This is a genomic window from Burkholderia sp. YIM B11467 (genome assembly GCF_052952715.1).
Map to the genome: position 1 here is coordinate 266,788 of NZ_JBQVSQ010000002.1, position 21,480 is coordinate 288,267.

The 21,480-nt window shown below is 70.3% G+C and carries 19 protein-coding genes; 9 read left to right on the forward strand and 10 right to left on the reverse strand.

The genetic code is table 11. The features are described 5' to 3' along the window. Positions 1 to 14: 14 nt before the first annotated feature. Together ACTRWB_RS08375 and ACTRWB_RS08380 are read right to left on the reverse strand one after the other, a co-directional pair. Positions 15 to 881 carry a CPBP family intramembrane glutamic endopeptidase gene (locus ACTRWB_RS08375; RefSeq protein ID WP_193100358.1) on the reverse strand — a complete coding sequence of 289 codons (867 nt, stop codon included), beginning with the start codon at positions 879 to 881 and terminating at the stop codon, positions 15 to 17. Positions 882 to 973: 92 nt separating this feature from the next. After that, positions 974 to 1,630: a VC0807 family protein gene (locus ACTRWB_RS08380; RefSeq protein ID WP_412024382.1), complete on the reverse strand. Its 657-nt coding sequence runs from the start codon at positions 1,628 to 1,630 to the stop codon at positions 974 to 976. Between the two features lie 318 nt (positions 1,631 to 1,948). Here ACTRWB_RS08380 and ACTRWB_RS08385 point away from each other — a divergent pair, with 318 nt between their 5' ends. Both ACTRWB_RS08385 and ACTRWB_RS08390 read left to right on the forward strand, forming a co-directional pair. Beyond that, on the forward strand, positions 1,949 to 3,160 hold the full coding sequence (locus ACTRWB_RS08385; RefSeq protein WP_446901563.1) for an MFS transporter: 1,212 nt from the start codon (positions 1,949 to 1,951) through the stop codon (positions 3,158 to 3,160). A 44-nt stretch (positions 3,161 to 3,204) separates the two neighbouring features. Further along, the gene (locus ACTRWB_RS08390; RefSeq protein WP_446901564.1) at positions 3,205 to 3,690 is read left to right on the forward strand and encodes a DUF3331 domain-containing protein; all 486 of its coding nucleotides are present in this window, start codon (positions 3,205 to 3,207) and stop codon (positions 3,688 to 3,690) included. A 24-nt stretch (positions 3,691 to 3,714) separates the two neighbouring features. Here ACTRWB_RS08390 and ACTRWB_RS08395 read toward each other — a convergent pair whose 3' ends face one another. After that, positions 3,715 to 4,917, reverse strand: coding sequence for a GNAT family N-acetyltransferase (locus ACTRWB_RS08395; protein ID WP_446901565.1), 1,203 nt, complete (start codon positions 4,915 to 4,917; stop codon positions 3,715 to 3,717). A gap of 167 nt (positions 4,918 to 5,084) precedes the next feature. On the opposite strand from ACTRWB_RS08395, the gene pdxR reads away from it, so the two are divergent. The 4 genes from pdxR to ACTRWB_RS08415 all read left to right on the forward strand — a co-directional run bounded on the left by pdxR (position 5,085) and on the right by ACTRWB_RS08415 (position 10,482). After that, on the forward strand, positions 5,085 to 6,557 hold the full coding sequence (gene pdxR / locus ACTRWB_RS08400) for a MocR-like pyridoxine biosynthesis transcription factor PdxR (protein WP_446901566.1): 1,473 nt from the start codon (positions 5,085 to 5,087) through the stop codon (positions 6,555 to 6,557). A gap of 215 nt (positions 6,558 to 6,772) precedes the next feature. Next, complete coding sequence (locus tag ACTRWB_RS08405) at positions 6,773 to 8,347, forward strand: trypsin-like peptidase domain-containing protein (protein ID WP_446901567.1); 1,575 nt, start codon at positions 6,773 to 6,775, stop codon at positions 8,345 to 8,347. A 227-nt stretch (positions 8,348 to 8,574) separates the two neighbouring features. Beyond that, positions 8,575 to 9,786 (forward strand): MFS transporter, encoded by a 1,212-nt coding sequence (locus ACTRWB_RS08410; protein WP_446901568.1) that lies wholly within the window; start codon positions 8,575 to 8,577, stop codon positions 9,784 to 9,786. A 150-nt stretch (positions 9,787 to 9,936) separates the two neighbouring features. Further along, positions 9,937 to 10,482, forward strand: coding sequence for a DUF4303 domain-containing protein (locus tag ACTRWB_RS08415; protein WP_446901569.1), 546 nt, complete (start codon positions 9,937 to 9,939; stop codon positions 10,480 to 10,482). 57 nt (positions 10,483 to 10,539) lie between these two features. Here the strand turns inward: ACTRWB_RS08415 and ACTRWB_RS08420 are convergent, their stop codons facing one another. The 7 genes from ACTRWB_RS08420 to cobA all read right to left on the reverse strand — a co-directional run bounded on the left by ACTRWB_RS08420 (position 10,540) and on the right by cobA (position 16,486). Continuing rightward, positions 10,540 to 11,238 (reverse strand): fumarylacetoacetate hydrolase family protein, encoded by a 699-nt coding sequence (locus ACTRWB_RS08420; RefSeq protein ID WP_048250865.1) that lies wholly within the window; start codon positions 11,236 to 11,238, stop codon positions 10,540 to 10,542. Positions 11,239 to 11,364: 126 nt separating this feature from the next. Then, the gene (locus tag ACTRWB_RS08425) at positions 11,365 to 12,306 is read right to left on the reverse strand and encodes a helix-turn-helix transcriptional regulator (RefSeq protein WP_048250863.1); all 942 of its coding nucleotides are present in this window, start codon (positions 12,304 to 12,306) and stop codon (positions 11,365 to 11,367) included. 91 nt (positions 12,307 to 12,397) lie between these two features. After that, positions 12,398 to 13,186 carry a YkgJ family cysteine cluster protein gene (locus ACTRWB_RS08430; protein WP_446901570.1) on the reverse strand — a complete coding sequence of 263 codons (789 nt, stop codon included), beginning with the start codon at positions 13,184 to 13,186 and terminating at the stop codon, positions 12,398 to 12,400. Between the two features lie 61 nt (positions 13,187 to 13,247). Then, positions 13,248 to 13,847 carry a uracil-DNA glycosylase family protein gene (locus ACTRWB_RS08435; protein ID WP_446901571.1) on the reverse strand — a complete coding sequence of 200 codons (600 nt, stop codon included), beginning with the start codon at positions 13,845 to 13,847 and terminating at the stop codon, positions 13,248 to 13,250. Between the two features lie 102 nt (positions 13,848 to 13,949). After that, positions 13,950 to 15,002, reverse strand: coding sequence for a CmpA/NrtA family ABC transporter substrate-binding protein (locus tag ACTRWB_RS08440; protein WP_446901572.1), 1,053 nt, complete (start codon positions 15,000 to 15,002; stop codon positions 13,950 to 13,952). Between the two features lie 5 nt (positions 15,003 to 15,007). After that, positions 15,008 to 15,604 (reverse strand): ANTAR domain-containing response regulator, encoded by a 597-nt coding sequence (locus tag ACTRWB_RS08445; protein ID WP_129515077.1) that lies wholly within the window; start codon positions 15,602 to 15,604, stop codon positions 15,008 to 15,010. 120 nt (positions 15,605 to 15,724) lie between these two features. Continuing rightward, the gene (gene cobA, locus ACTRWB_RS08450) at positions 15,725 to 16,486 is read right to left on the reverse strand and encodes a uroporphyrinogen-III C-methyltransferase (protein WP_419689543.1); all 762 of its coding nucleotides are present in this window, start codon (positions 16,484 to 16,486) and stop codon (positions 15,725 to 15,727) included. 650 nt (positions 16,487 to 17,136) lie between these two features. Here cobA and ACTRWB_RS08455 point away from each other — a divergent pair. Genes ACTRWB_RS08455 through nirD form a run of 3 tightly spaced genes read left to right on the forward strand, consistent with a single transcriptional unit; the run spans position 17,137 to position 21,464 of the window. Further along, on the forward strand, positions 17,137 to 18,462 hold the full coding sequence (locus tag ACTRWB_RS08455) for an MFS transporter (RefSeq protein ID WP_193100371.1): 1,326 nt from the start codon (positions 17,137 to 17,139) through the stop codon (positions 18,460 to 18,462). A 21-nt stretch (positions 18,463 to 18,483) separates the two neighbouring features. Beyond that, on the forward strand, positions 18,484 to 21,081 hold the full coding sequence (nirB, locus tag ACTRWB_RS08460; RefSeq protein WP_446901573.1) for a nitrite reductase large subunit NirB: 2,598 nt from the start codon (positions 18,484 to 18,486) through the stop codon (positions 21,079 to 21,081). A gap of 38 nt (positions 21,082 to 21,119) precedes the next feature. Beyond that, a complete protein-coding gene (gene nirD, locus ACTRWB_RS08465) occupies positions 21,120 to 21,464 on the forward strand; it encodes a nitrite reductase small subunit NirD (RefSeq protein WP_047903106.1) in 345 nt (114 codons plus the stop codon). Positions 21,465 to 21,480: the final 16 nt, after the last annotated feature.

Sequence of the window (21,480 nt, forward strand, 5' to 3'; positions counted from 1 at the left end):
GCCGCGCGCCGCGTTCAGTGCGCGGCGGCGAGCATCGGGTAGGTGAACAGCCCGAAGTGGACGACGTTCAGCCCCGCATGCGCGAGTGCGGACGCGAGCAGTCCGCCGCGCCGCCACGCCAGGCCGTAGCCGACGCCGGCTACCGTGCCGAGCACGATCCATGGCCAGCCGCCGGCCGCGTGCGCGGCGCCGAACAGCACCGCGCCGATCGCGAGCGCGGCCCACGGCCCCCACGCGAACGCGCGGAGTGCGCGCGTCAGCCCGCCTTGCACGTAGCCGCGGAACAGCGCTTCCTCGGCGAGCGTCACGAGCAGCAGGTTGTTCACGAGCCACAGCCAGCCGGACGGCGGCCATTTGGGCGCCCAGCCGACCATCCCGAACGCGAGCGCGCCGGCCAGGCACGCGGCGGCCGTCGCGACGGCCGCCACCGCGCCCGTGCGCAGCGCACGCGACAGCGCGACGTCGGGGGCGACCCACGGCAGCACCCACAGCAGCCACAGGCCGATGAGCGGCTTGTCGTAATTCAGATACATCGTGAACGGCACGGCGTCCGGCGTGAAGCGCGTCGGCGCGATCACGCGCGGATTATGGAAGCCGGGAATCAGGTGCAGGCTCAGCGCGATCGCGAGCGCGGCAAACACGATGTGCGCGGCGATGCGCACCGCGAGCGGGCGCGCGGGCAGCACGCCCCAGGCGGCCGCGGCCAGCAGCGCGAGCGGTGCCAGCGTGATCGGCGCGAGCTGGCCGAACGCGAGGGCGCCCGCATAGCCGAGCGCGGCGAGGCCGACGCTCAGGCCGTGCAGCGGGCGATGCCACGCGAATGCGGCGGCCGCGAACAGCGCGAGCCAGATCGTGGCACACGGAAGGAGCGAAAGGGACATAACGGGAGAGGCATGATTCGTCGGACGAGACGCCGCGCATCATACAGCAGGCACGGTGACAGGCCGCTGGGCCGGCGCCGGCCGGTCGGCCCTCAGCGGCCGGCGACCTCGGTGACGCCGTCGCGGCCGCCGATGTGGACGCTGTTACGCACGCGCATCCGCCGCCGGTACCAGAACGTCCACAGCAGCAGACAGCCGAACACGGTGTAGCCGATGATCGGCGACACGACCAGCACGCGCTCGACCGGCCACGTGATGACCATCCAGCAGCGCAGCAGCATTTCCAGCGTCATGAACCCGCCCCACACGAAGGTCATCCGCCGGAGCATCTGCCGCAGCCCGGGCTGGGCGGCCCAGACCGATTCGAAGTGCGCGGCGCCGCCGTCCATCTCGCGGGCGACCGTCGCGCGAGCGAGATAGAAGATCAGCGGACGTTCGCGGAACAGCGACAGCAGGAACACGACGCCGATCGTGCCCGACGCGAGCGATTCGCGCATCAGCAGCGTGCGCGGGCTGCCGCCGAGCGCCATCCCGATGATCGACAGCGCGATGCCGAGCAGCACGATGGCCGCCACCGCGTCGACGCGGCGCGAGCGGATGAATTCGACGATCGACCAGATGATGGGGGGAACAGCCGACGCGTACAGCGCGCCGGTTTCGCCGAAATGCGGATGCGCGACCCGGTAGGCGACCCAGGGCAGCAGCAGGTTGACGAAGAGTTCGAGAATCAGTCCGGCTCGCGGTTTCACGGTGCGCAAGTCCACGCAGGTTGGGGCGAACGCACGAAGGGCGTGGTTGCCCTCGGTTGCCCCGAAAAGGGTTCGGTCCAGTATATCGAAGAATCAGGCGGGGCTGCGGGGTTGCAATGGTGGCTTGCGCCGGCGCGGGCGTCGCGCATTCGCGGCCGCCGGCAGCCCGAATCCCGCCCATTGCAGCGATCCGCGAAACGCAGCGTTGCGCACATTTCCCTTTACTTGAAGTTAACTTCAATTTGTATCATGTGCGCCAGTCCGATCGCGGCCGCGTGAGACATCCCGTTGCACGCGGCCGCTTCAACGGAGGTGGAGATGACCGAATCGTCTGTCGCGGCCGATGCCGCCGCGCTGCCGTCGCGCAGCTACCGGGCCGCCGTCGCGAACGTCGTGCTGGCGAGCATCGTGTCGGCGTTGCACGTCGGCAAGGCGACGATCGCGTTGCCGTCGCTCCAGCACGAATTCGGCGGCTCGCTCGCCTCGCTGAGCGGGATCATGTCGGTGTTTCCGTTCGTCGGCGTGTTCGGCGGGATCGCGGCCGGGCTGCTGGTGCGCCGCTGGGGCGACCGGCTGCTGCTGATGACGGGCCTCGTCATCCTCGGCCTGTCGAGTCTCGCCGGCGCGTGGGCGGGCAGCTTCGCGCTGCTGCTGGCCACGCGCTTCGCCGAGGGGCTCGGTTTCGTGACCGTGGTCGTTGCCGCGCCGGCGGTGCTGAATCGCGTGACGCCGCCCGCGCGGCGCAATCTCGCGTTCGGCCTGTGGAGCACGTTCATGCCGGCCGGCATGGCGCTGTCGATGCTGGTCGGGCCGCTGCTCGGCGGCTGGCGCAACGGCTGGCTAGCGGCCGCGGCGCTGACGCTCGTCGCGGCGGTCGCGGTACCCGTCACGACGTCCGCCGACTCGCCATCGCGGCAGGCGGCCGCGCCGCGTATCGGCGCCGCGCTGCGCGACGTGCTCGCGTCGCGCTCGACGACGTTGCTGGCGCTGGGCTTCGCGACCTACAACGTGCAGTTCTTCGCGGTGATGACGTTCCTGCCGGTGTTCCTGATGCAGCGCCTTGGCGTCGCGGTCGGCGCGGCGGGGCTGATCAGTGCGGCGATCGTCGCCGCGTGCGTGATCGGCAACCTGAGCGCCGGCTGGCTGCTGTCGCGCGGCGCGCGGCCGGGGATCGTGATGGCCGCGACGTCGGTCGCGATCGGCGCGGCAGGCGCAGGCCTGTTCAGCGCGGCGACGCCCGCGCCGCTCGCGGTCGCGCTGGGTTTCGCGTTCTCGGCGATCGCGGGCATGTTGCCCGCGACGATCCTCGCGTGCGCGCCGGGCTCCGCACCGTCGCCGTCGCTGGCGCCGCTCAGCATCGGCTGGGTCGTGCAGGGCAACTATCTCGGACAGGTGATCGGGCCGCTGACGATCGGCGCGATCGTCGGCGCGTTCGGCTGGTCGGGCGGCATCGGGCTGATGCTCGCGGCAGCCGTCGCGGGTGCGGCGATCGGCCTGGCGCTGCTGCGCGAACCGATGGACCGGCGCTGAGCGCGGCGCCTGGGCCGTTCAACCTGCACGGAAATCCGTCAAGCATGCTCAACACCATGGAAAGCCTGATCTGCGAAGAAGACGTGGCGTGCGATGCGCCGGCATCCGGCGAACACGAAGCGGCACCGTTGCGCGGCTGTGACGTCGCGCATCCGCCGGTGACGATCGGTCACGCGCCGGCTCCGGAACATGCCGCGGCAGCGGTCTCGCCGTTGCGCCCGCAACTGTTCGTCACGGTGCTGGAGGCCGGCGACGACAGCCTGCTGATTCGATGGGTCGAAAGTGGCCGTTGCCATTACGGCGAGCAACGCTGGCGTTTGCGGGTCGCGTTGCAGTCGGGTCGTTGCGCGATCTCGGGACGGCCGATCGAGCCGGGCGAGCCGGTGTTCCGGCCGGTGCGGCGGCCCGTGCCGGCCAACGGCGACGAGATGATCTGCCCGGCATCGGTGCCGGGCGCGGCCGGCGTGGCGTGCCCGGATTTTGCATCCGGGCACGACGATGAGCGGGATCCGGCCGACGTTCTCGACTGAACGTAGGCCGGCCGCGCAGCCGCGTTACTTCTTCAGGTCCTTCCGGTACTGGATGAACCCGGCATTGTTCGCGAGCCTGTCGTACAGCGCGCGCGCGGTCGTGTTGGTTTCGTGCGTGAGCCAGTACACGCGGCTCGCACCGGCTTCGCGGGCATGTTCGTACACGGCCTCGATCAGCGCGCCGCCCGCGCCTTGCCCGCGTGCGTCGGCCGCCGTGTAGAGATCCTGCAGATAGCAGTACGGCCCTTCGGTCCAGCACGAGCGGTGGTAGATCGAATGCACGATCCCGACCAGCGCGCCCGATGCGTCGAATGCGCCGAGCACGAACATCGGTTCGGCCGGGTCCATCAGGCGGGCCCACGTCGTCGCGAACACCGCGTCGCTCAGCGCGGTGTCGTAGAACTTCTGATAACCCTGCCACAGCGGGCGCCACGCGGCTTCATCGGCGGCGACCAGCGGGCGCACCGTGACACGCGTCGCGTCGTTCGCGCGGCCGGCCGCGTCCCGGGCGCTGGCCTGCGCATGGCGGATCGCGGTGAGCGACTGGCGCTGCTCGCCCTGCGCGTCGAAGTTCTCCGGCGCGAGCCACGCGTCGAACGCGGCGCGGACGTCCGGCCATTCGCCGTCGATGATCGAGAACCACGCGGTGTCGCGATTGCGGCCCCGGTAGATGATCGCCTGCCGGAACGTGCCTTCGTAGCGGAAGCCGAGCCGTGCGGCCGCCTTGCGCGACGGCGCGTTCAGGTCGTCGCACTTCCATTCGTAGCGCCGATAGCCGAGCGTGTCGAACGCGTACTTCATCAGCAGGAACTGCGCTTCGGTCGACACGGGCGTGCGCTTGAGCAGCGGCGAGAACGTGACGGAGCCGACTTCGATCACGCCGTTGGCCGGATCGATGCGCATCAGCGCGAGCGTGCCGACCGCGCGGCCGGTGGCACGGTCGATCACCGTGTAGTGCAGCGGATCCGCGCTGGCCTGCGCGCCGCGCGCGTAGTCGCGGTAGCTCGACTCGTCGGCGTACGGGCCGTGCGCGAGATAGGTCCAGTCGCTGCCGTCGGGCGCTTGTGCGTAGGCGGCGTGCAGGTCGGCTGCGTGGCGTTCGGCGTCGAGCGGCTCGAGCCGGCAGTAGCGGCCTTCGAGCACGATGCGCTCGGGGCGCGGGCGCGCGGACCAGTCGGGAACGGGGTGGCCGATGGGCTGTTGGAAGGCGTTGGTCAGCGTGGACAAGGTCGATCTCGCTTCGGTTGGCGGCCGGCGACATGCCGACATGCAGACGATCGTAGTCGCGCCGAGGTACCATGAGAAGCGCCAGCCTTCGGCAAATTTATGGTGCCACGATCCGGGTGCCACTAGCCGTGCGCCGTGTTTCGCCCCTTTCACGTTGCGATGTTCCGATGACGACTGCCTTTCCTTCCGGCGACGCCCCGTTGCTGCCGCTCGACGCGCCGCTGGCGCGCACCCAGGGCGCGCCTTCGCTGCAGCGCCAGTTGCTGCGCCGCCTGCGCGACGCGATTCTCGGCGGCGCGATGCCGGCCGGCACGCGGCTGCCCGGCACGCGCGCGCTGGCCGAAACGCTCGGCGTGTCGCGCAACACGACGGCCGCCGTCTACGAGCAACTCGTCGCCGAAGGTTTCCTGCAGTCCGACCGCCGCGGCACGCGCGTCGTCGGGCTGTCGCGGCCCGCGCCGCCGCGCCGGCGTGCCGCGCCGCCGGCCGTCGCGCAGCGGCTCGGCCGGATCCGCCCGAGCCTCGTCGGCACCGGTGAATCGGAGGGCTTCCGGCCGGGCGTGCCCGCTCTGTCGCATTTCCCGGTGGATGCGTGGCGGCACGCGATCGACCGCGCGCTGCGCCGCGCCGGCCGCGACCTGCTCGCGTACGGCGATCCGCTCGGCGAGCGTGCGCTGCGCGAATCGATCGCGCGCCATCTGGCCGTGACGCGCGGCGTGCGCTGCGATCCCGAGCAGATCGTGATCACCGAAGGCGCACAGGGCGCGATCTCGCTGTGCGCGCAATTGCTGACGAACCCGGGCGATACGGTGTGGGTCGAGGAGCCCGGTTATCGCGGCGCGCGCACCGCGATGCAGGCGGCCGACCTCGACGTCGTGCCGATGCCGGTCGATATGGAAGGGTTGCGCGCGGACGAGGACGACTGGCGCGAGCGGCCGCCGCGCCTCGTCTATACGACACCGTCGAACCAGTTCCCGACCGGCGCCGTGCTGTCGATCTCGCGCCGGCTCGCGCTGATCGATGCCGCGCGCCGGCATCGCGCGTGGATCATCGAGGACGACTACGACAGCGAATTCCGTCACACCGGCGAGCCGATCGGCGCGATGCACGGGCTCGCGCCCGATTCGCCCGTCGTTTATCTCGGCTCGTTCAGCAAGACGATGTTTCCGGCGCTGCGGATCGGCTTTCTGGTGCTGCCGGAGGCGCTGCTGGCCGCCGTGCGGACGGTGCTGCCGGAGATGCTGCGCGGCGGGACGCGCCATGTGCAGCTCGCATTGGCGGATTTCATCGAGACGGGGGAATACGGCCGGCATCTCGGGCGGATGCGCCGGCTGTATCGCGACCGGCGGCGCTTGCTGCTCGCCGCGCTCGACGGCAGCCTGAGCGTGCCGCACCAGGTCGAGGGCGGGCCGTGCGGATTGCATCTCGCGCTGCGGCTGCCCGCGCGTTATCGCGACCGCGCGATCGTCGACGCGGCGCGTGCGCACGGTATCGGGCCGTTTCCGCTGTCGGGGTTTTCGATCGAGGCGGCACGGGCGGGCAACGGGCTCGTGCTCGGTTTCGGCAATACGTCGGCCGATGCGTTCGAGCCGATGTTGCGGATGTTGTCGGCGATCGCGGAGCGGGTGAGCGGCGATTGAACCGTTGCCGGACTTGTGCGGATTGACGAATCGCGCACTTTGTCCGGAACGAGCGCCATCGCGGCTTCGCGGCCGTCGCACCACCCGGCATGCGGGTTTCGATTCATCTGTTCGAACAGGCCGCGTGGAGTATAAATGGATGCGTGTACCGGTGCTTGTCGGGCGCCTGCGCGTCTCGCGCAGGTCGGCGCCGCGACTGCCGGGGGAGGTGCACCGTGGTTCGCCAGTCGCTTGCTCGCGCCGTGTTTCACACCGCGCTGTTGGGAGGCGCGTTCGCCTTTTTTGTGTCGACGCCGCCGGCCGCCATGGCGGGGAGCGTCGCGCAGCCCGCCACACCCCCCGTCATAAAGGGCAGGCCGGCCGCCGCGCCTTATGCGATGCCGGTCGATTTTCCGGCCATCGTCGATCGTTACGGACCTGCGGTCGTGACGATCATGACCGCGCTCGAGCAGCAAACCGGCGGGCCGTCCTTCGCGATCCTCGATACCGACGATCCGCTCGCCGCGTTCTTCCGGCGCGCCGCGCCGCCGCCCGCGCAGGGTGTGCCGGCGCCGCCCGACATGTCGCCGCGCGCGGTGTCGGGCAGCGGCTCGGGTTTCATCGTCAGCGCCGACGGCCTGATCCTGACGTCCGCGCACGTGGTCGACGAAGCGACCGACGTGACGGTGCGGCTCACCGACCGCCGCGAATTCAAGGCGACGGTGCTGGCCGTCGATCCGCAAAGCGACGTCGCCGTATTGCGTGTCAACGCAACGAAACTGCCGTTCGTGCGCATCGGCGATTCGGCGAAGGTGCGGGCGGGCGAACCGGTGATGACGATCGGCGCGCCGGACGGATCGGGCAACACGGTCACGGCCGGCATCGTCAGCGCGACGTCGCACCGGCTGCCGGACGGCAGCGCGTTTCCGTTCTTCGAAACCGATATCGCGCCGAATCCCGACAACTCGGGCGGCCCCGTGTTCAACCGTGCGGGCGACGTGATCGGCATCGTGGTGGAGGTCTATACGGGCGCCGACCGCTACGCGAGCACGACGTTCGCGATTCCGATCGCGTTCGCGGCAAAGGTGCGCGCGCAGCTACAGGCACAGATGCAGGAGCAACAGGCGCAGCAGGCACCCGCGCCGGGCGCGCCGTCCGGCAACGCGTTCGGTCTCGACGTGCAGGATGTCGGCATCGGGCTGGCCGCGGCGTTCGGGCTGCCGCGTCCGGCGGGCGCGCTCGTCAACGGCGTCGCGCACGGCTCGCCGGCCGCCGCGGCCGGCGTGAAGCCCGGCGACGTGATCGTGAAGCTGGGCGACAAGGCGATTGGCCACTCGGCCGAACTGAACGACCTGGCCGCCGCGCTGCCGCCGGGCCAGAAGGCGCCGCTGCGCGTGATTCGCAAGCGCGCGCCGGTGATGCTGACGATCACGGGCGCCGACGAGGCGGCCGGCAACGCGGGCGCGACGGTCGGCATGGCTGCGCCGATGGCCGCTGCGCGACCGGGCCCAGGGCCGGGAGCGGGGCCGGCGGCGGGGGACGGTGGCGACCGTCTCGGGCTGACGATGCACGCGCTGAGCGACGACGAGCGCCGTTCGACGGGGCTCGCGGTCGGGATGATGGTCGACGCGGTGCATGGCCCGGCGGCGAACGCGGGCATCCAGCCGGGCGACGTCGTGCTGGAGCTCAACGACACGCTGCTCGAGACGCCGGACGACGTGCCGTCGCTCGAAGCGAACGGCGGCAGCGTGATTGCCGTGCTGATCCAGCGCAACAACGCGCGGAAGTTCGTGTCGGTGCGTGCGCGTTAACGCGTTGACGCGGTTGGCGTCGTCCGCCTACCATCGTTCGATATCGCTGGCAGTCAATCAGGCATTCAGGAGCCATCCGGCATGAAAGCGGCATTCATCATCGTAGTCGTACACAGGCGCAGGGTCCGGTAGCGGCACCGCGCCGGCACCCCTGCGCCCCCGACTCGTTCGGGGGCTTTTTTTTGCATTGCGCACGGCCATGCGGCGCGTGCGCGGAGGGCATCCGCTTGCAAACGAACCTGCCGATCGCTTCCGAACCGGCGTCGCCGAGACACGCGACGCTCATCTTGCTGTGCGCGTTCTCGGTGCTGCCGCTGAGCCTGTTCCTGCCGTCGCTGCCGGCAATCGCACGCGACCTGCGCGCCGACTATGCGCTCGTCGCGCTGTCGCTCGGCGGTTACGCGGCGGTGGCCGCGTCGCTCGAGTTCGTGATGGGGCCGCTGTCGGACCGGTTCGGGCGACGGCCGATCGTGCTGACGAGCGTCGGCGTGTTCGCGCTCGGATCGCTCGGCTGCGCGATGGCGACCGATATCCGCGTGTTTCTCGCATGCCGGCTGATGCAGGCGGCCATCACGTCGGTCTATCCCGTGTCGATGGCGACGATCCGCGACGCCGGTGGTGGCAGCCGTGCTGCGAGCCGGATCGGCTATGCGGCGATGGCGGCCGCATTCGCGCCGATGCTGGGCCCGACGCTCGGCGGCGGGCTCGACCAGTCGGTCGGCTGGCGCGCGAGCTTCTGGTTGCTCGGCGCGGCCGGCATCGCGTTGTTCGGCTGGTGCGCGTTCGATCTCGTCGAAACCCATACGAACCGGTCGTCGAGCCTCGGGCGGCAGCTGCGCGCGTATCCGGCGCTGCTCCGTGCGCGCCGTTTCTGGGCCTACGCGCTGTGCATGGCGTTTTCGACCGGCTCGTTCTACGCATTCCTGGCCGGCGCGCCGCTCGCCGCGAAAACGGTGTTCGGCATCGCGCCGGCGGAGATCGGCTTCTACATGGGGACGATCACGGCCGGTTTCGTGTGCGGCAGCTTTCTGGCCGCGCGTTACGCGCGCCGCTTCGCGCTGGCCACGACGATTCTGTGCGGGCGCGTCGTCGCGTGCGCGGGGCCGCTGATCGCGCTCGCGCTCGTGTCCGGCGGCGCGACGCATCCGATCGCATGGTTCGGGCCGTGCGTGCTGGTCGGCATCGGCAACGGGCTGAGTAATCCTGGCGCGCATGCCGGCGCGGTGTCGGTGCGTCCGGATCTGGCGGGCAGCGCATCGGGGCTGGCCGGCGCGATGACGATCGCCGGCGGCGCCGCGCTTTCGTCGCTGACCGGCGCGGTGCTGACGGCCGGCAACGCGGGTTATGCGCCGCTCGCGATGATGCTGCTGTCGGCCGCGATTGCGCTGGTGGCCGCGGTCTGCGTGCACGTGTTCGATGCGCGGGACGCCGGGCGGTGAACGCGGGCGCGGCACACCGAAGCGCGGAAATGCGGGCCCGCTACCGTGTGACAGGCGATTGGCGGACAATTCGGCCCAGGTCGGGAGACGACGAACCCTCCGCAAGCCGTATTCCCCGACGCATGCGAAGGGCGAATGGACGAGGTAACGATGGACGACTTTTCTGATTTCCAGCGGGAAATTGCCGACGCTGCGCGGGCCACCTTCAACGCGCTGCGCGCGCTGCACCCGGACGAGCATTTCTACGCGTTCGCGCTTTATACGGACAGCGGCGCGATGACGGTGGTGCCGGCGGCCAATTCGGTCGAAGGGCTGAGCCGGATCCGCGCGCAACAGGCGATCGCCGATGACGATCGGGACCCGTGGTACACGTGGGGCTTTTCCGAGTGGGCGTACGCGGCGGCGGAAGCGTCGCCGTTCAATGCAATCTGCGGAAAGCTGGCCGATGCCGTGCTGAGCCCGCAGTTTGTCCGGTCGAGATTCGCGGAATTTTCCCGGCAACTCCACGCGGACATGATCGAGGCGTTGCGGCTGCTCGATCGCGAGGGCCTGTTCGGCACGGGCGAGGCCAGGGTGGCCATCACGCTGTTCGTGTCGATCAGCGACGACGATGCGGCCGAGGCACTGGAAAACGAATCGGTGAAAGCGCTGAATCCGCCGGCCGTCGTCGACACGTTCCTGCGCCGCTACGACTGACCGGAAGCGGGACAGGGCATGGCGGCTACCGGACGGACGGCCGCCATGCCCGCGTCGTCAGGGCTTCGCGCCCATCACGAACTCGAACGTCGCGACGCCGTCGACGCCGCCCGTCACGCGGTCGCCCGGCTGCAGTGCGCCGACGCCGGCCGGCGTGCCGGTGAAGATCAGGTCGCCGGCCTTCAGCTCGACCGAGCGCGACACGTACGCGATGACGTCGGGCACGGCCCAGATCATGTCGGCCAGATCGCCTTGCTGACGCGTTTCGCCATTGACCGCGAGCCAGACGCGGCCCGTTGCCGGGTGGCCGGTGGCCGCGGCCGCGCGCAGCGCGGTCACGGGGCCCGACGCGTCGAAGCCCTTCGCCCAGTCCCACGGACGGCTCAGCTTCTTCGCTTCGGCCTGCAGGTCGCGGCGCGTGAGGTCGACGCCGACGCCGTAGCCCCACACGTGCGACAGCGCGTCGGCCGGGTCGATCGAGCGGCCGTCCTTGCCGATCGCGACCACCAGTTCGATCTCATGATGGAGGTCGTTCGTCAGCGGCGGATACGGGACGGTGCCGCTTGCCGGGACGATCGCGTCGGCCGGCTTCGTGAAGAAGAACGGCGGTTCGCGGTCGGGATCGGCGCCCATTTCCCGGGCGTGGTCGGCGTAGTTGCGGCCGACGCAGAATACGCGGCGCACCGGAAAGCGCGCGGACGCTTGTTCGACTTCGACGGAAGGACGCTCGGCGGCGTCGATGACATAGGCGGACATCGGATGGCCTCGTTCGGTAGGAAGACGGATGCCGGCGCCCGTGCGGCGCACGGGCCGGCATGCATGCAACGATACCGGACGCGCGTGCGGCCGGATGCGACGCAAGTGCGTTTTACCGGGACAAAACTACGCGTCGGCGGCCGCCGGCGCGTCGTCGCCGGCCGGCAACGCGGCGTTCGCGTCGCGGTAGGCCTTCGGCGACACGCCGACCCGCGCGCGAAAGCGCCGCGCGAAATACCCTTCGTCGCGGAAGCCGACCGAGCGCGCGATGTCCGCGATGCGCCGGCTCGTATGGGCCAGCAGCGATTGCGCGAGCGCGATCCGGCGCTCGGTCACGAGATCGGTGAACGTGCTGCCGGTTTCCTTGCGGACCAGGTGCGCGAGGTAGTTCGGCGACAGGAACGCGGCCTCGGCGGTCGCGGCGAGCGTCAGGTCCTCGCGGGTCAGGTTCGCGCGCACGTGCCGCAGCACGCGGGCGAGTGCGTCGCGCCGGCCCGCGCGCTGGGCGCCGCGCTGCGCGAGCTTGTCGAGTGCGCCCGCGTATTGCGTGCAGACGAGCCCGATCAACTGCAGCAGGTAGCCGCGCAGCAGCGTGGTCGAGCCGAAGGTGCGCACGCGATCGGTGTCGAGCATGCACAGCGCGAGGCGGCGCGCTTCGTCGTAGGTGTCGCCGGTCAGGATGAAGTCGAGATGTTCCTGGAAGCGGAACGGCGTCAGCTCGGGAAAGCGCTGCGCGGGCACATCCTCGAGATCGAGCGGATCGACGTCGAGATCGGCGCGCAGGAATGCCTGGCTGAAGTTGATCACGATGAAGTGCGCGCCTTCCGGATGCGGGATCAGATGCTCGCGGTGCGGCAGCACGAAAGCGAGCGCGCCGCGCGGAAACGGCCGCGTGACGCCGCCGATCCGCTGTTCGGTGTCGCCGCCGAGATTGAACTGGATCTGGAAATACGCGTGCCGGTGCGGCTCGGTGATCGCCTGGCGCGACGCCTGGTCGCGGATGTAGAAATCGAGCCGGTCGCTGCGTTCGGGCATCCCGTACAGGCGCGGCGGGGCGGTGGAGGGCATGAAGGATTCTGCTGTTCGTGACGCGGTTGAGCCGCGATGGTACAGCGAACCGGGCGCGGCCGGAATGTGCGGCGGCCGCGCCCGGCGGCGATCAGGCGTCCGGATGGAAGCCGAGATAGCGGGCGTCCGGGCCCGCCAGGCTAGCGGCAAGCTGGCTCGACGCGTCGACCGACGCGAGTGCATCCGTCGTCGCCGCGCGGTTCGACACCAGCGTCCATGCGAGCGTGTCGTCGGCGGCCACCGTCGGCGTCGCGAGCAGATCCGCCAGCGCGGCGAGCAGCGCGGGCGCGGGCGGCGCATGAATCACGAACCCTTCATTGGCCACGGCCGCCGTGTCGATCCCCAGCACCGCGCACAGCCGTGCGCGCAGCGGCGTCTCGGCTTCGCTCGCCGCTCGCGAGCGTGCGATGCTCTCGCGCGTGTCGGCGTCGACGATCGTGCCACCGCGGATCAGCGGCGTCTGCTGCCATGCGTCGGACGGGCATTCCTTGCCGCCGGGCGTCAGCGGCACGAACGGATTGATCTCGGCCGGGTAGATCCGGCACACGAGTGGGCGTTCGTCGTAGATCGCGCAGCGCAGGTCGTCGCGCAGGTTCGGGCAGGGCCCTGCATGGGCGGCGGTGAGCACGACCGTGACACGCACGGGCAGCGAGCCGCTGAGCGCGGGGGTCGAACGGGCGCGCTTGTAGGCGGCGAACGCATTGTCGGGCTCGGGTTCGACGAGCCATGGCATCGCGTCGCACAGCAACTCCACGTGACCGCCGCGCCGCAGCCACGCGATCGCCTCGCCGATCGTCAGGGGAATGCGCAGGTCGCGGCAGCATCCGCCGCAGCCGGTGCAGGCGAAGTCGATGTCGGGGGCGGTGACGGTATCGTTCATGGGGTGTGTATCGGGGGTTCGGGCGCGCCGCGAAGCATCGCGACGCCGCCGGTGGTTTTGTTCATCGGTCGAGCAGCGGTGCCACGCGGCGGCGCAGCTCGGGCACGACGTCGGCGTCGAACCACGGATGGTGCTTGAACCACGCCTGGTTGCGCGGCGACGGATGGGGCAGCGGCAGCACGTCGGGGCCGTAGTCGCGCCATGCGTGCACGGTGTCGGTGAGCGTCGACTTGCGCGTGTCGCGCAGGAAATGCCGCTGCGCGTACTGGCCGACCAGCAGCGTCAGCCGGATCGACGGCAGCTCGGCGATCAGCCGGTCGATCCACAGCGGCGCGCATTCGGGACGCGGCGGGTTGTCGCCGCTCGCGCCGCGGCCCGGGTAGCAGAAGCCCATCGGCACGATCGCGAAACGCGTTTCGTCGTAGAAGGTGTCGGCGTCGACGCCGAGCCAGTCGCGCAGCCGCTTGCCGCTCGCGTCGTCCCACGGGATGCCGCTCGCATGGACGCGTGCGCCCGGCGCCTGTCCGACGATCAGGATTTGCGCGTCACGATGGGCGCGCACGACGGGGCGCGGGCCGAGCGGCAGGTCGGCTTCGCAGACGCGGCAGGCGCGGATTTCGGTGAGCAGCACGTCGAGCGGCGCGTGCGTTCGTTTCGGCATCGATTCGGATCGGGGACGGAGTGGCCATGCGGTGTCGCCCGGGTGGCCGGAGCGGCGTGGTGTCGCGCCGGCGCGCGCGCCGCATGCATCACGCGGCGCGCATCAAACCCGCGACGGGCCCGGTGCGCCGCCTTCGGCGACCGCAGCATCATACAACGCGGTCTGCGCGATCGCCGCGGCGATTTCCGTGTCGTCGTGCGAACCGTCGAGCATGCCCCAGCGCCGGTATTGCGACAGGAACCACCGGGCTTCGAGCGGATCGGGCCGGTTCACGGCGCCGCCGTCGTGGAAGCGGATCGGCAGCGGCGGCTCGGCGTAAGGCCCCGCGCCGTAGTCGCCGAGCAGGCGCGGCGCGATCAGCCGGGCCGGCACGCCGAGCGCGTCGGGCGACGCGAGCCAGTCGGCCGCCTCACGGCGGTGCGCGGGGCTGTCGAGCCACGCGCACGCATCGACGAGCGTGCGGATCAGCGCGCGCGTGGTGGCTGGATACAGTGCGACGAAGTCGCGCCGGGCCGCGAGCACCTTCTCCGGATGATCGGGCCAGATCTCGCTCGTGACGGCGACGGTCCGGCCCGCGCCGCAGGCGTCGGCCACCGCATGCCACGGCTCGCCCGCGCAGAAGCCGTCGAGTTCGCCGTTCGCGAGCGCGGCGACCATCTCGGGCGGCGGGATCACGACGCTGCGCACGTCGCGCAATGGATCGACGCCGTGCGACGCGAGCCAGTGATTCAGCCACATCGCGTGCGTGCCGGTCGGGAACGTCTGTGCGAGGAGCGGCTTGCGGCCGAGCGTCGCGAGGGCCGCGCGCACGCTGCCGCTTTCTCGGTACGCATCGGCGAGGCTGCGCGAAAACGTGATTGCCTGGCCGTTGCGGTTCAGCACCATCAGCGCGGCCATGTCGGCCTGCGGGCCGCCGATGCCGAGCTGCAGCCCGCAAACGAGCCCGTACAGCGCATGCGCGGCGTCGAGCTCGCCGCTCAGCAGCTTGTCGCGCACGGCGGCCCACGACGGCTGACGGTGCAGTTCGAGCGTCAGGCCGTGCGGTGCGCCGAGGTCCAGGCGCTGCGCGACGATCAGCGGGGCCGCGTCGCTCAGCGCGACGAACCCGAGGCGAAGATGCGCGCGTTCCGGCGCGGCGGGGGGCGAAGTATTCATGGCGGTCATGGCTGAGGTGTCGCGTCGAGCAGTTGCCGCGCGACGTCGACGATGCGCAGGCCCTGATCCATCGCGCGCTTGCGCAGCGCCGCGTACGCATCGTGCTCGGACAGCCTGCGCTGGTCCATCAGCACGCGTTTCGCGCGATCGATGAGTTTGCGCTCGGCGAGTTCGCGCTCGACGTCGGCGAGCCGGCGGCGCAGCGCATCGTCGTGCGAGAAGCGCGCGAGCGCGACTTCGAGAATCGGCGCAAGGCGCTCGGCCGACAAACCTTCGACGAGATACGCGCTGACGCCCGCGCCGACTGCCGCGCGGATCAGCGCCTGGTCGCCGTCGTGGCTGAACATCAGCACCGGGCGCGGCGCGGTCGCATGCATCACCGCGAGTTGCTCGAGCGTATCGCGCGACGGCGAATCGGTATCGATGATCACGACGTCGGGGCGCTGCTCCTCGACGGCCGCCGGCAGGCGCGCGGGCGTCGCGACGTCGTTCAGCATCTCGTAGCCGAGGCGCGCGAGCGCGTCGCCGAGTTCGCCGATCGGCTTGTCGGTGTCGGTGACGAGCAGCACGCGCAGGCGGGCGGATGGGGCAGACGAACTCATGAGGCGAGCAGCAGGGGCGGCGAAGCTTTGGTGCCGGGCGCGAACGATGGATGCCGGCCGCAAGCGCGGCCGGCGTTGACGGCAAGGGGGAGCGGCTGAAGCCGCGCGATGCCGCGCATGCTAGGCGGCCCTGGACAGCGCCGCTTCGCCGGCGGCATCCGCGCACTGCACGGCGGCTTCGCCGATCGCCCCGCCGACGAGGATCACGGCCGGGCTGCCGAGCCGCGCTTCGTCGATGCCGCGCGCGAGACCGCCGAGCGTGCCGGTCCAGCGGCGTTCGTCGGGCGTGCCGGCCCATTGCACGGCCGCGGCCGGCGTCGCAGCCGGCAGCGCGGCGAGCAGGCCCGCGGCGATGCTGTCGACACGGCTCATCCCCATGTAGATCGCGAGCGTGGTGCCGGTCGCCGCGAGTCGCGACCAGTCGGGTTCGCCGTGGTCCTGGCGGTGCGCGGTGACGAACGTGACGCCCTGGCAGTGCTCGCGGTGCGTGAGCGAGATGCCGAGACTCGCGGCGGCCGCGAATCCCGACGAAATACCGTTGACGATCTCGACCGGAATCGCGGCGGCGCGCAGCGTCGCGAGTTCTTCGCCGGCGCGCCCGAACAGCAGCGCGTCGCCGCCTTTCACACGGACCACGTGCGCGCCGCGCTGCGCGTAGCGGCGCATCAGCCGCTCGATGAACGCCTGCGGCGTGGAGCGGCAGCCGCCGCGCTTGCCGACGCGGATGACGCGCGCCTGCGGTGCGAGTTCGACGATGCCGGGGGCGACGAGATCGTCGAGCAGCAGCACGTCGGCGGCGGCCAGCGCCTTCACGGCCTTCAGCGTGAGGAGATCGGGATCGCCGGGGCCGGCGCCCAGCAGCGTGACTTTGCCAGTCGTCATGTCGTGTTCCAGTGCCGCGTGCGTGCGGCGGTCGTTAATGCATTGTCGGCGTGGCGGCGGGCGGTCGAAGCACACGGGCGTCCGGCCGTGCCGCGCACGGGGGGACGCCGTTGTCCGGATGGGCCCGTCTTGATCGACGGGCAAGGTTTGCGGGGACTGCCCACCGGCGCCGTTGCCGGTGTGATGCAGAAGGTTCAGCAATATCCGGGCCAGCCGCCAACACGCGCGGCGGGCGCGTCGCGCAACGCAACACGAGACGGCCGCAGACCTGCCTGCGACTGCCGCGCGCGGGCAGACGCCATGCCGCAACGGCGTGCATCGTGCCCCGCCAGCACGCACCGCGATGTCGCACGGCGACAGTGCTGCAGCGCACCACATCTGTGCCTCGCTGCATCACGGCGCATCGCGCGCCGCGGGCCGGACGGCCTCGCGCGCTGGCCGGCGAGCCTTGCGCGGCGGGGCTGCCGGCCCGATTCGGACCGACATGGCACGGCGTTTGCGTAAGCTGGTTCGGGCGGATCAACGGCGATTCGTCCGCAGTACCGATTACAGACGCGCCCGGCAACGGGCTTCATGGGCAACGGCGTCCTACACATCGGGTCTCGACGAGACCGGGTGTGCAGGACGCCGTTTTTCGTTTGGCGGATGACATGACCGACAAAGCTACCCGTATCGATCTCTTCAGCTTCCGCACCGCGCCGATGCGCGCGTTCCACCTGACGTGGATGGCGTTCTTCGTCTGTTTCTTCGCGTGGTTCGCGTGCGCGCCGCTGATGCCGCTCATCGCGCGCGAATTTCACCTGACGGCCGCACAGGTCGCCAACATCAACATCGCCGCGGTGGCCGCGACGATCGCCGTCCGGCTGCTGGTCGGCCCGCTGTGCGACCGCTTCGGCCCGCGCCGCGTGTATGTCGGCCTGCTGCTGCTCGGCGCGATCCCCGTGTTCGCCGTGTCGTTCACGCACGACTACCTGTCGTTCCTGATCTGCCGCCTCGGTATCGGCGCGATCGGCGCGGGCTTCGTGATCACGCAGTACCACACGTCGGTGATGTTCGCGCCGAACGTGGTCGGTACCGCGAACGCGACGACGGCCGGCTGGGGCAATGCGGGTGCGGGCGCGACGCAGGCGCTGATGCCGCTGCTGGTTGCCGCCGGCCTGATGCTCGGCTTCGGCGATGACTCGTCGTGGCGCATCGCGCTGGTCGTGCCGGGCGTCGCGATGCTCGTGATGGCGTGGGCGTACTGGCGCTTCACGCAGGATTGCCCGCAAGGCGACGTGATCGCGCTGCGCAAGGAAGGCGTGACGGTCGACAGCGGCAAGAAGGGCGGCTGGGCGAGCTTCTTCGCCGCGTGCGGCAACTATCGCGTGTGGATGCTGTTCGTCACGTACGGCGCGTGCTTCGGCGTCGAGGTGTTCATCCACAACATCGCCGCGCTGTACTACGTCGATCACTTCAACCTGTCGCTGAAGGACGCGGGTTTCGCGGTCGGCCTGTTCGGGCTGCTCGCGCTGTTCGCCCGCGCGCTCGGCGGCTGGCTGTCCGACAAGATCGCCGCGCGGCGCAGCCTCGACGTGCGCGCGACGCTGCTGTGCGCGCTGATCGTCGGCGAAGGGCTCGGGCTGATCTGGTTCTCGCATGCGCAAAGCATCGGCATCGCACTCGTCGCGATGCTGACCTTCGGCCTCTTCACGCACATGGCGTGCGGCGCGACCTACGCACTGGTGCCGTTCATCGACCGCAAGGCGCTCGGCGGCGTCGCGGGGATCGTCGGCGCGGGCGGCAACGTCGGCGCAGTCGCCGCGAGCTTCCTGCTGAAGGGCGTCGGCGACGTGCAGCACACGCTGAGCGTGCTCGGCCTCGCCGTCACCGCGACCGCGCTGTGCGCGATGGCCGTGCGCTTCAGCGACGAACACAAGGCACGCGAAGCCGAGCTGCGCGACCGCGCGCTGGCCGCCGGCAGCGTCGCCAACTGATCGACCGAAGGAAACGTCATCATGAAACTCATCGTCATCGGCCACGGCATGGTCGGCCACAAGCTCCTCGAATGCGTCGCGGCGGAAGCGGGCGCGGCGGGCGCACTGCAGGTCACCGTGCTCGGCGAGGAACCGCGCCCGGCCTACGATCGCGTGCACCTGTCGGAATTCTTCGCGGGCAAGTCGGCGGACGACCTGTCGCTCGTCGAACCCGGCTTCTTCGAGCGTCATCCGCAGTTCGACCTGCGCCTGAACGCATGCGTCGCGTCGATCGACCGCGCCGCGCACACGGTCACGCTCGTGTCGGGCGAAACGCTCGCGTACGACAAGCTGGTGCTCGCGACGGGTTCGCGCCCGTTCGTGCCGCCGATGCCGGGGCATGATCGCGCGGGCTGCTTCGTGTACCGGACGATCGAGGATCTCGAAGCGATGCAGGCGTGCGGCACGCACGCGAAGCGCGGCGTCGTGGTCGGCGGCGGGCTGCTCGGCCTCGAATGCGCGAAGGCGCTGCGCGACATGGGGCTCGATACGCACGTCGTCGAATTCGCGCCGCGGCTGATGGCCGTGCAGGTCGACGACGGCGGCGGCCGGATGCTGCGCGCGAAGATCGAGGCGCTCGGCGTGAGCGTGCATACGGGCAAGAACACGCTCGAGATCGTCGACGGCGAAGCAGGCACGCACCGGATGGCGTTCGCCGACGGCACGCATCTCGACGCCGACATGATCGTGTTCTCCGCCGGCATTCGCGCACGCGACGAACTGGCGCGTGCCTGCGGGCTCGAAACCGGCCCGCGCGGCGGCGTCGCGATCGACGACGCATGCCGCACCAGCGACGCCGACATCTACGCGATCGGCGAATGCGCGGCATGGAACGGCATGGTGTACGGCCTGGTCGCGCCTGGCTACGACATGGCGCGCGTGGTCGCGAAGCAGCTCGCCGGCAGCGCCGACGAGACGGGCACGGCCGCGTTCGCGGGCGCCGACATGAGCACGAAGCTGAAGCTGATGGGTGTCGACGTCGCGAGCATCGGCGACGCGCACGGCACGACGGCCGGCAGCCGCACCTACCAGTACGCGGACGAGCGCCGCCAGGTCTACAAGAAGCTCGTGGTGTCCGATTGCGGCAAGTTCCTGCACGGCGCGGTGATGGTCGGCGACGCGGCCGAATACGGCACGCTGCTGCAGATGATGCTGAACCGCATCGAGTTGCCCGAGTCGCCCGAATTCCTGATCCTGCCGTCGTCGGACGGTGTCGCGAAGCCGGCGATCGGTGTCGACGCGCTGCCGGACGGCGCACAGATCTGCTCGTGCAACAACGTGTCGAAGTCGCAGATCTGCACGGCGGTCGCCGACGGCGCGACGAGCCTCGGCGCGCTGAAGTCGTGCACGGGCGCCGGCACGTCGTGCGGCGGTTGCGTGCCGCTCGTCACGCAGATCATGAAGGCCGAGATGAAGAAGCAGGGCCTCGCGGTCAACAACCATATCTGCGAGCACTTCCCGCATTCGCGCCAGGAGCTGTTCCACCTGATCCGAGTCGAGCGCATCACGACGTTCGACGAACTACTCGCGAAGCACGGCCACGGGCTCGGCTGCGACGTGTGCAAGCCGGCCGTCGCGGGCATCCTCGCGTCGTGCTTCAACGAGTTCGTGCTGAAGAAGGAACATGCCGGGCTGCAGGATTCGAACGACTACTACCTCGCGAACATCCAGCGCGACGGCACGTATTCGGTGGTGCCGCGCATGCCGGGCGGCGAGGTTACGCCGGAAGGGCTGATCGCGGTCGGCCAGGTTGCGCAGAAGTACGGGCTCTACACGAAGATCACCGGTGGCCAGCGCGTCGACCTGTTCGGCGCGCGCGTCGAGCAACTGCCGTCGATCTGGGAAGAGCTGATCGCGGCCGGCTTCGAATCGGGCCACGCGTACGGCAAGGCGCTGCGTACCGTGAAGTCGTGCGTCGGCTCGACGTGGTGCCGCTATGGCGTCGACGATTCGGTCGGTCTCGCGATCGACTTCGAGAACCGCTACAAGGGCCTGCGCGCGCCGCACAAGATCAAGTTCGGCGTGTCGGGCTGCACGCGCGAATGCGCGGAAGCGCAGGGCAAGGACGTCGGGATCATCGCGACCGAGAAGGGCTGGAACCTGTACGTGTGCGGCAACGGCGGGATGAAGCCGCGCCACGCGGAACTGCTCGCGTCCGACCTCGACCGCGCGACGCTGGTCCGCTACATCGACCGCTTCCTGATGTTCTACGTGCGCACGGCCGACCGCCTGCAGCGCACGAGCGTATGGCGCGACAACCTCGAAGGCGGCCTTGACTACCTGATCGACGTCGTCGTGCACGACAAGCTCGGGATCGCGGCCGAACTCGAAGCCGACATGCAGCATGTGGTCGACACCTATGAATGCGAATGGAAGAAGGCCGTGACCGATCCCGAGACGCGCAAGCGCTTCCGCCACTTCGTGAACAGCGACGCGCCGGACGCGAACATTGAATTCGTCGAGACGCGCGGCCAGATTCGCCCCGCGACGCCCGGCGAGCGCGTGCGCGGCAAGCCCGTGACGATTCCCGTCGTTGTCGAAGGCGCGACGCAGGCCGTGACCGAATCCGCAACCGTTTGACCCTGACCGACACCAGCGTCTTTTCCAAGGAGCTCATCATGAACGATCGTCTTCCGCTGTCCTGGACCCGTGTGTGCCCGCTCGACGACATCGTGCCGAACACCGGCGTGTGCGCGCTCGTCAACGGCGAGCAGGTCGCGGTATTTCACGTCGCGCATGCCGACGGCGGCGTGTTCGCGATCGACAACGTCGACCCCGTGTCGCAGGCGGCCGTGATGTCGCGCGGGCTGATCGGCAGCCTCGGCGAGCGTGTTGTCGTCGCGTCGCCGCTGTACAAGCAGCATTTCGACCTGCGCACCGGCGAGTGCCTCGAAGCGCCGGAGCAGTCGGTGAGCGCGTATCCGTCGCGGGTCGAGGACGGCTTCGTGTGGATCGCGGCCTGACCGTCCCGGAGCGCGC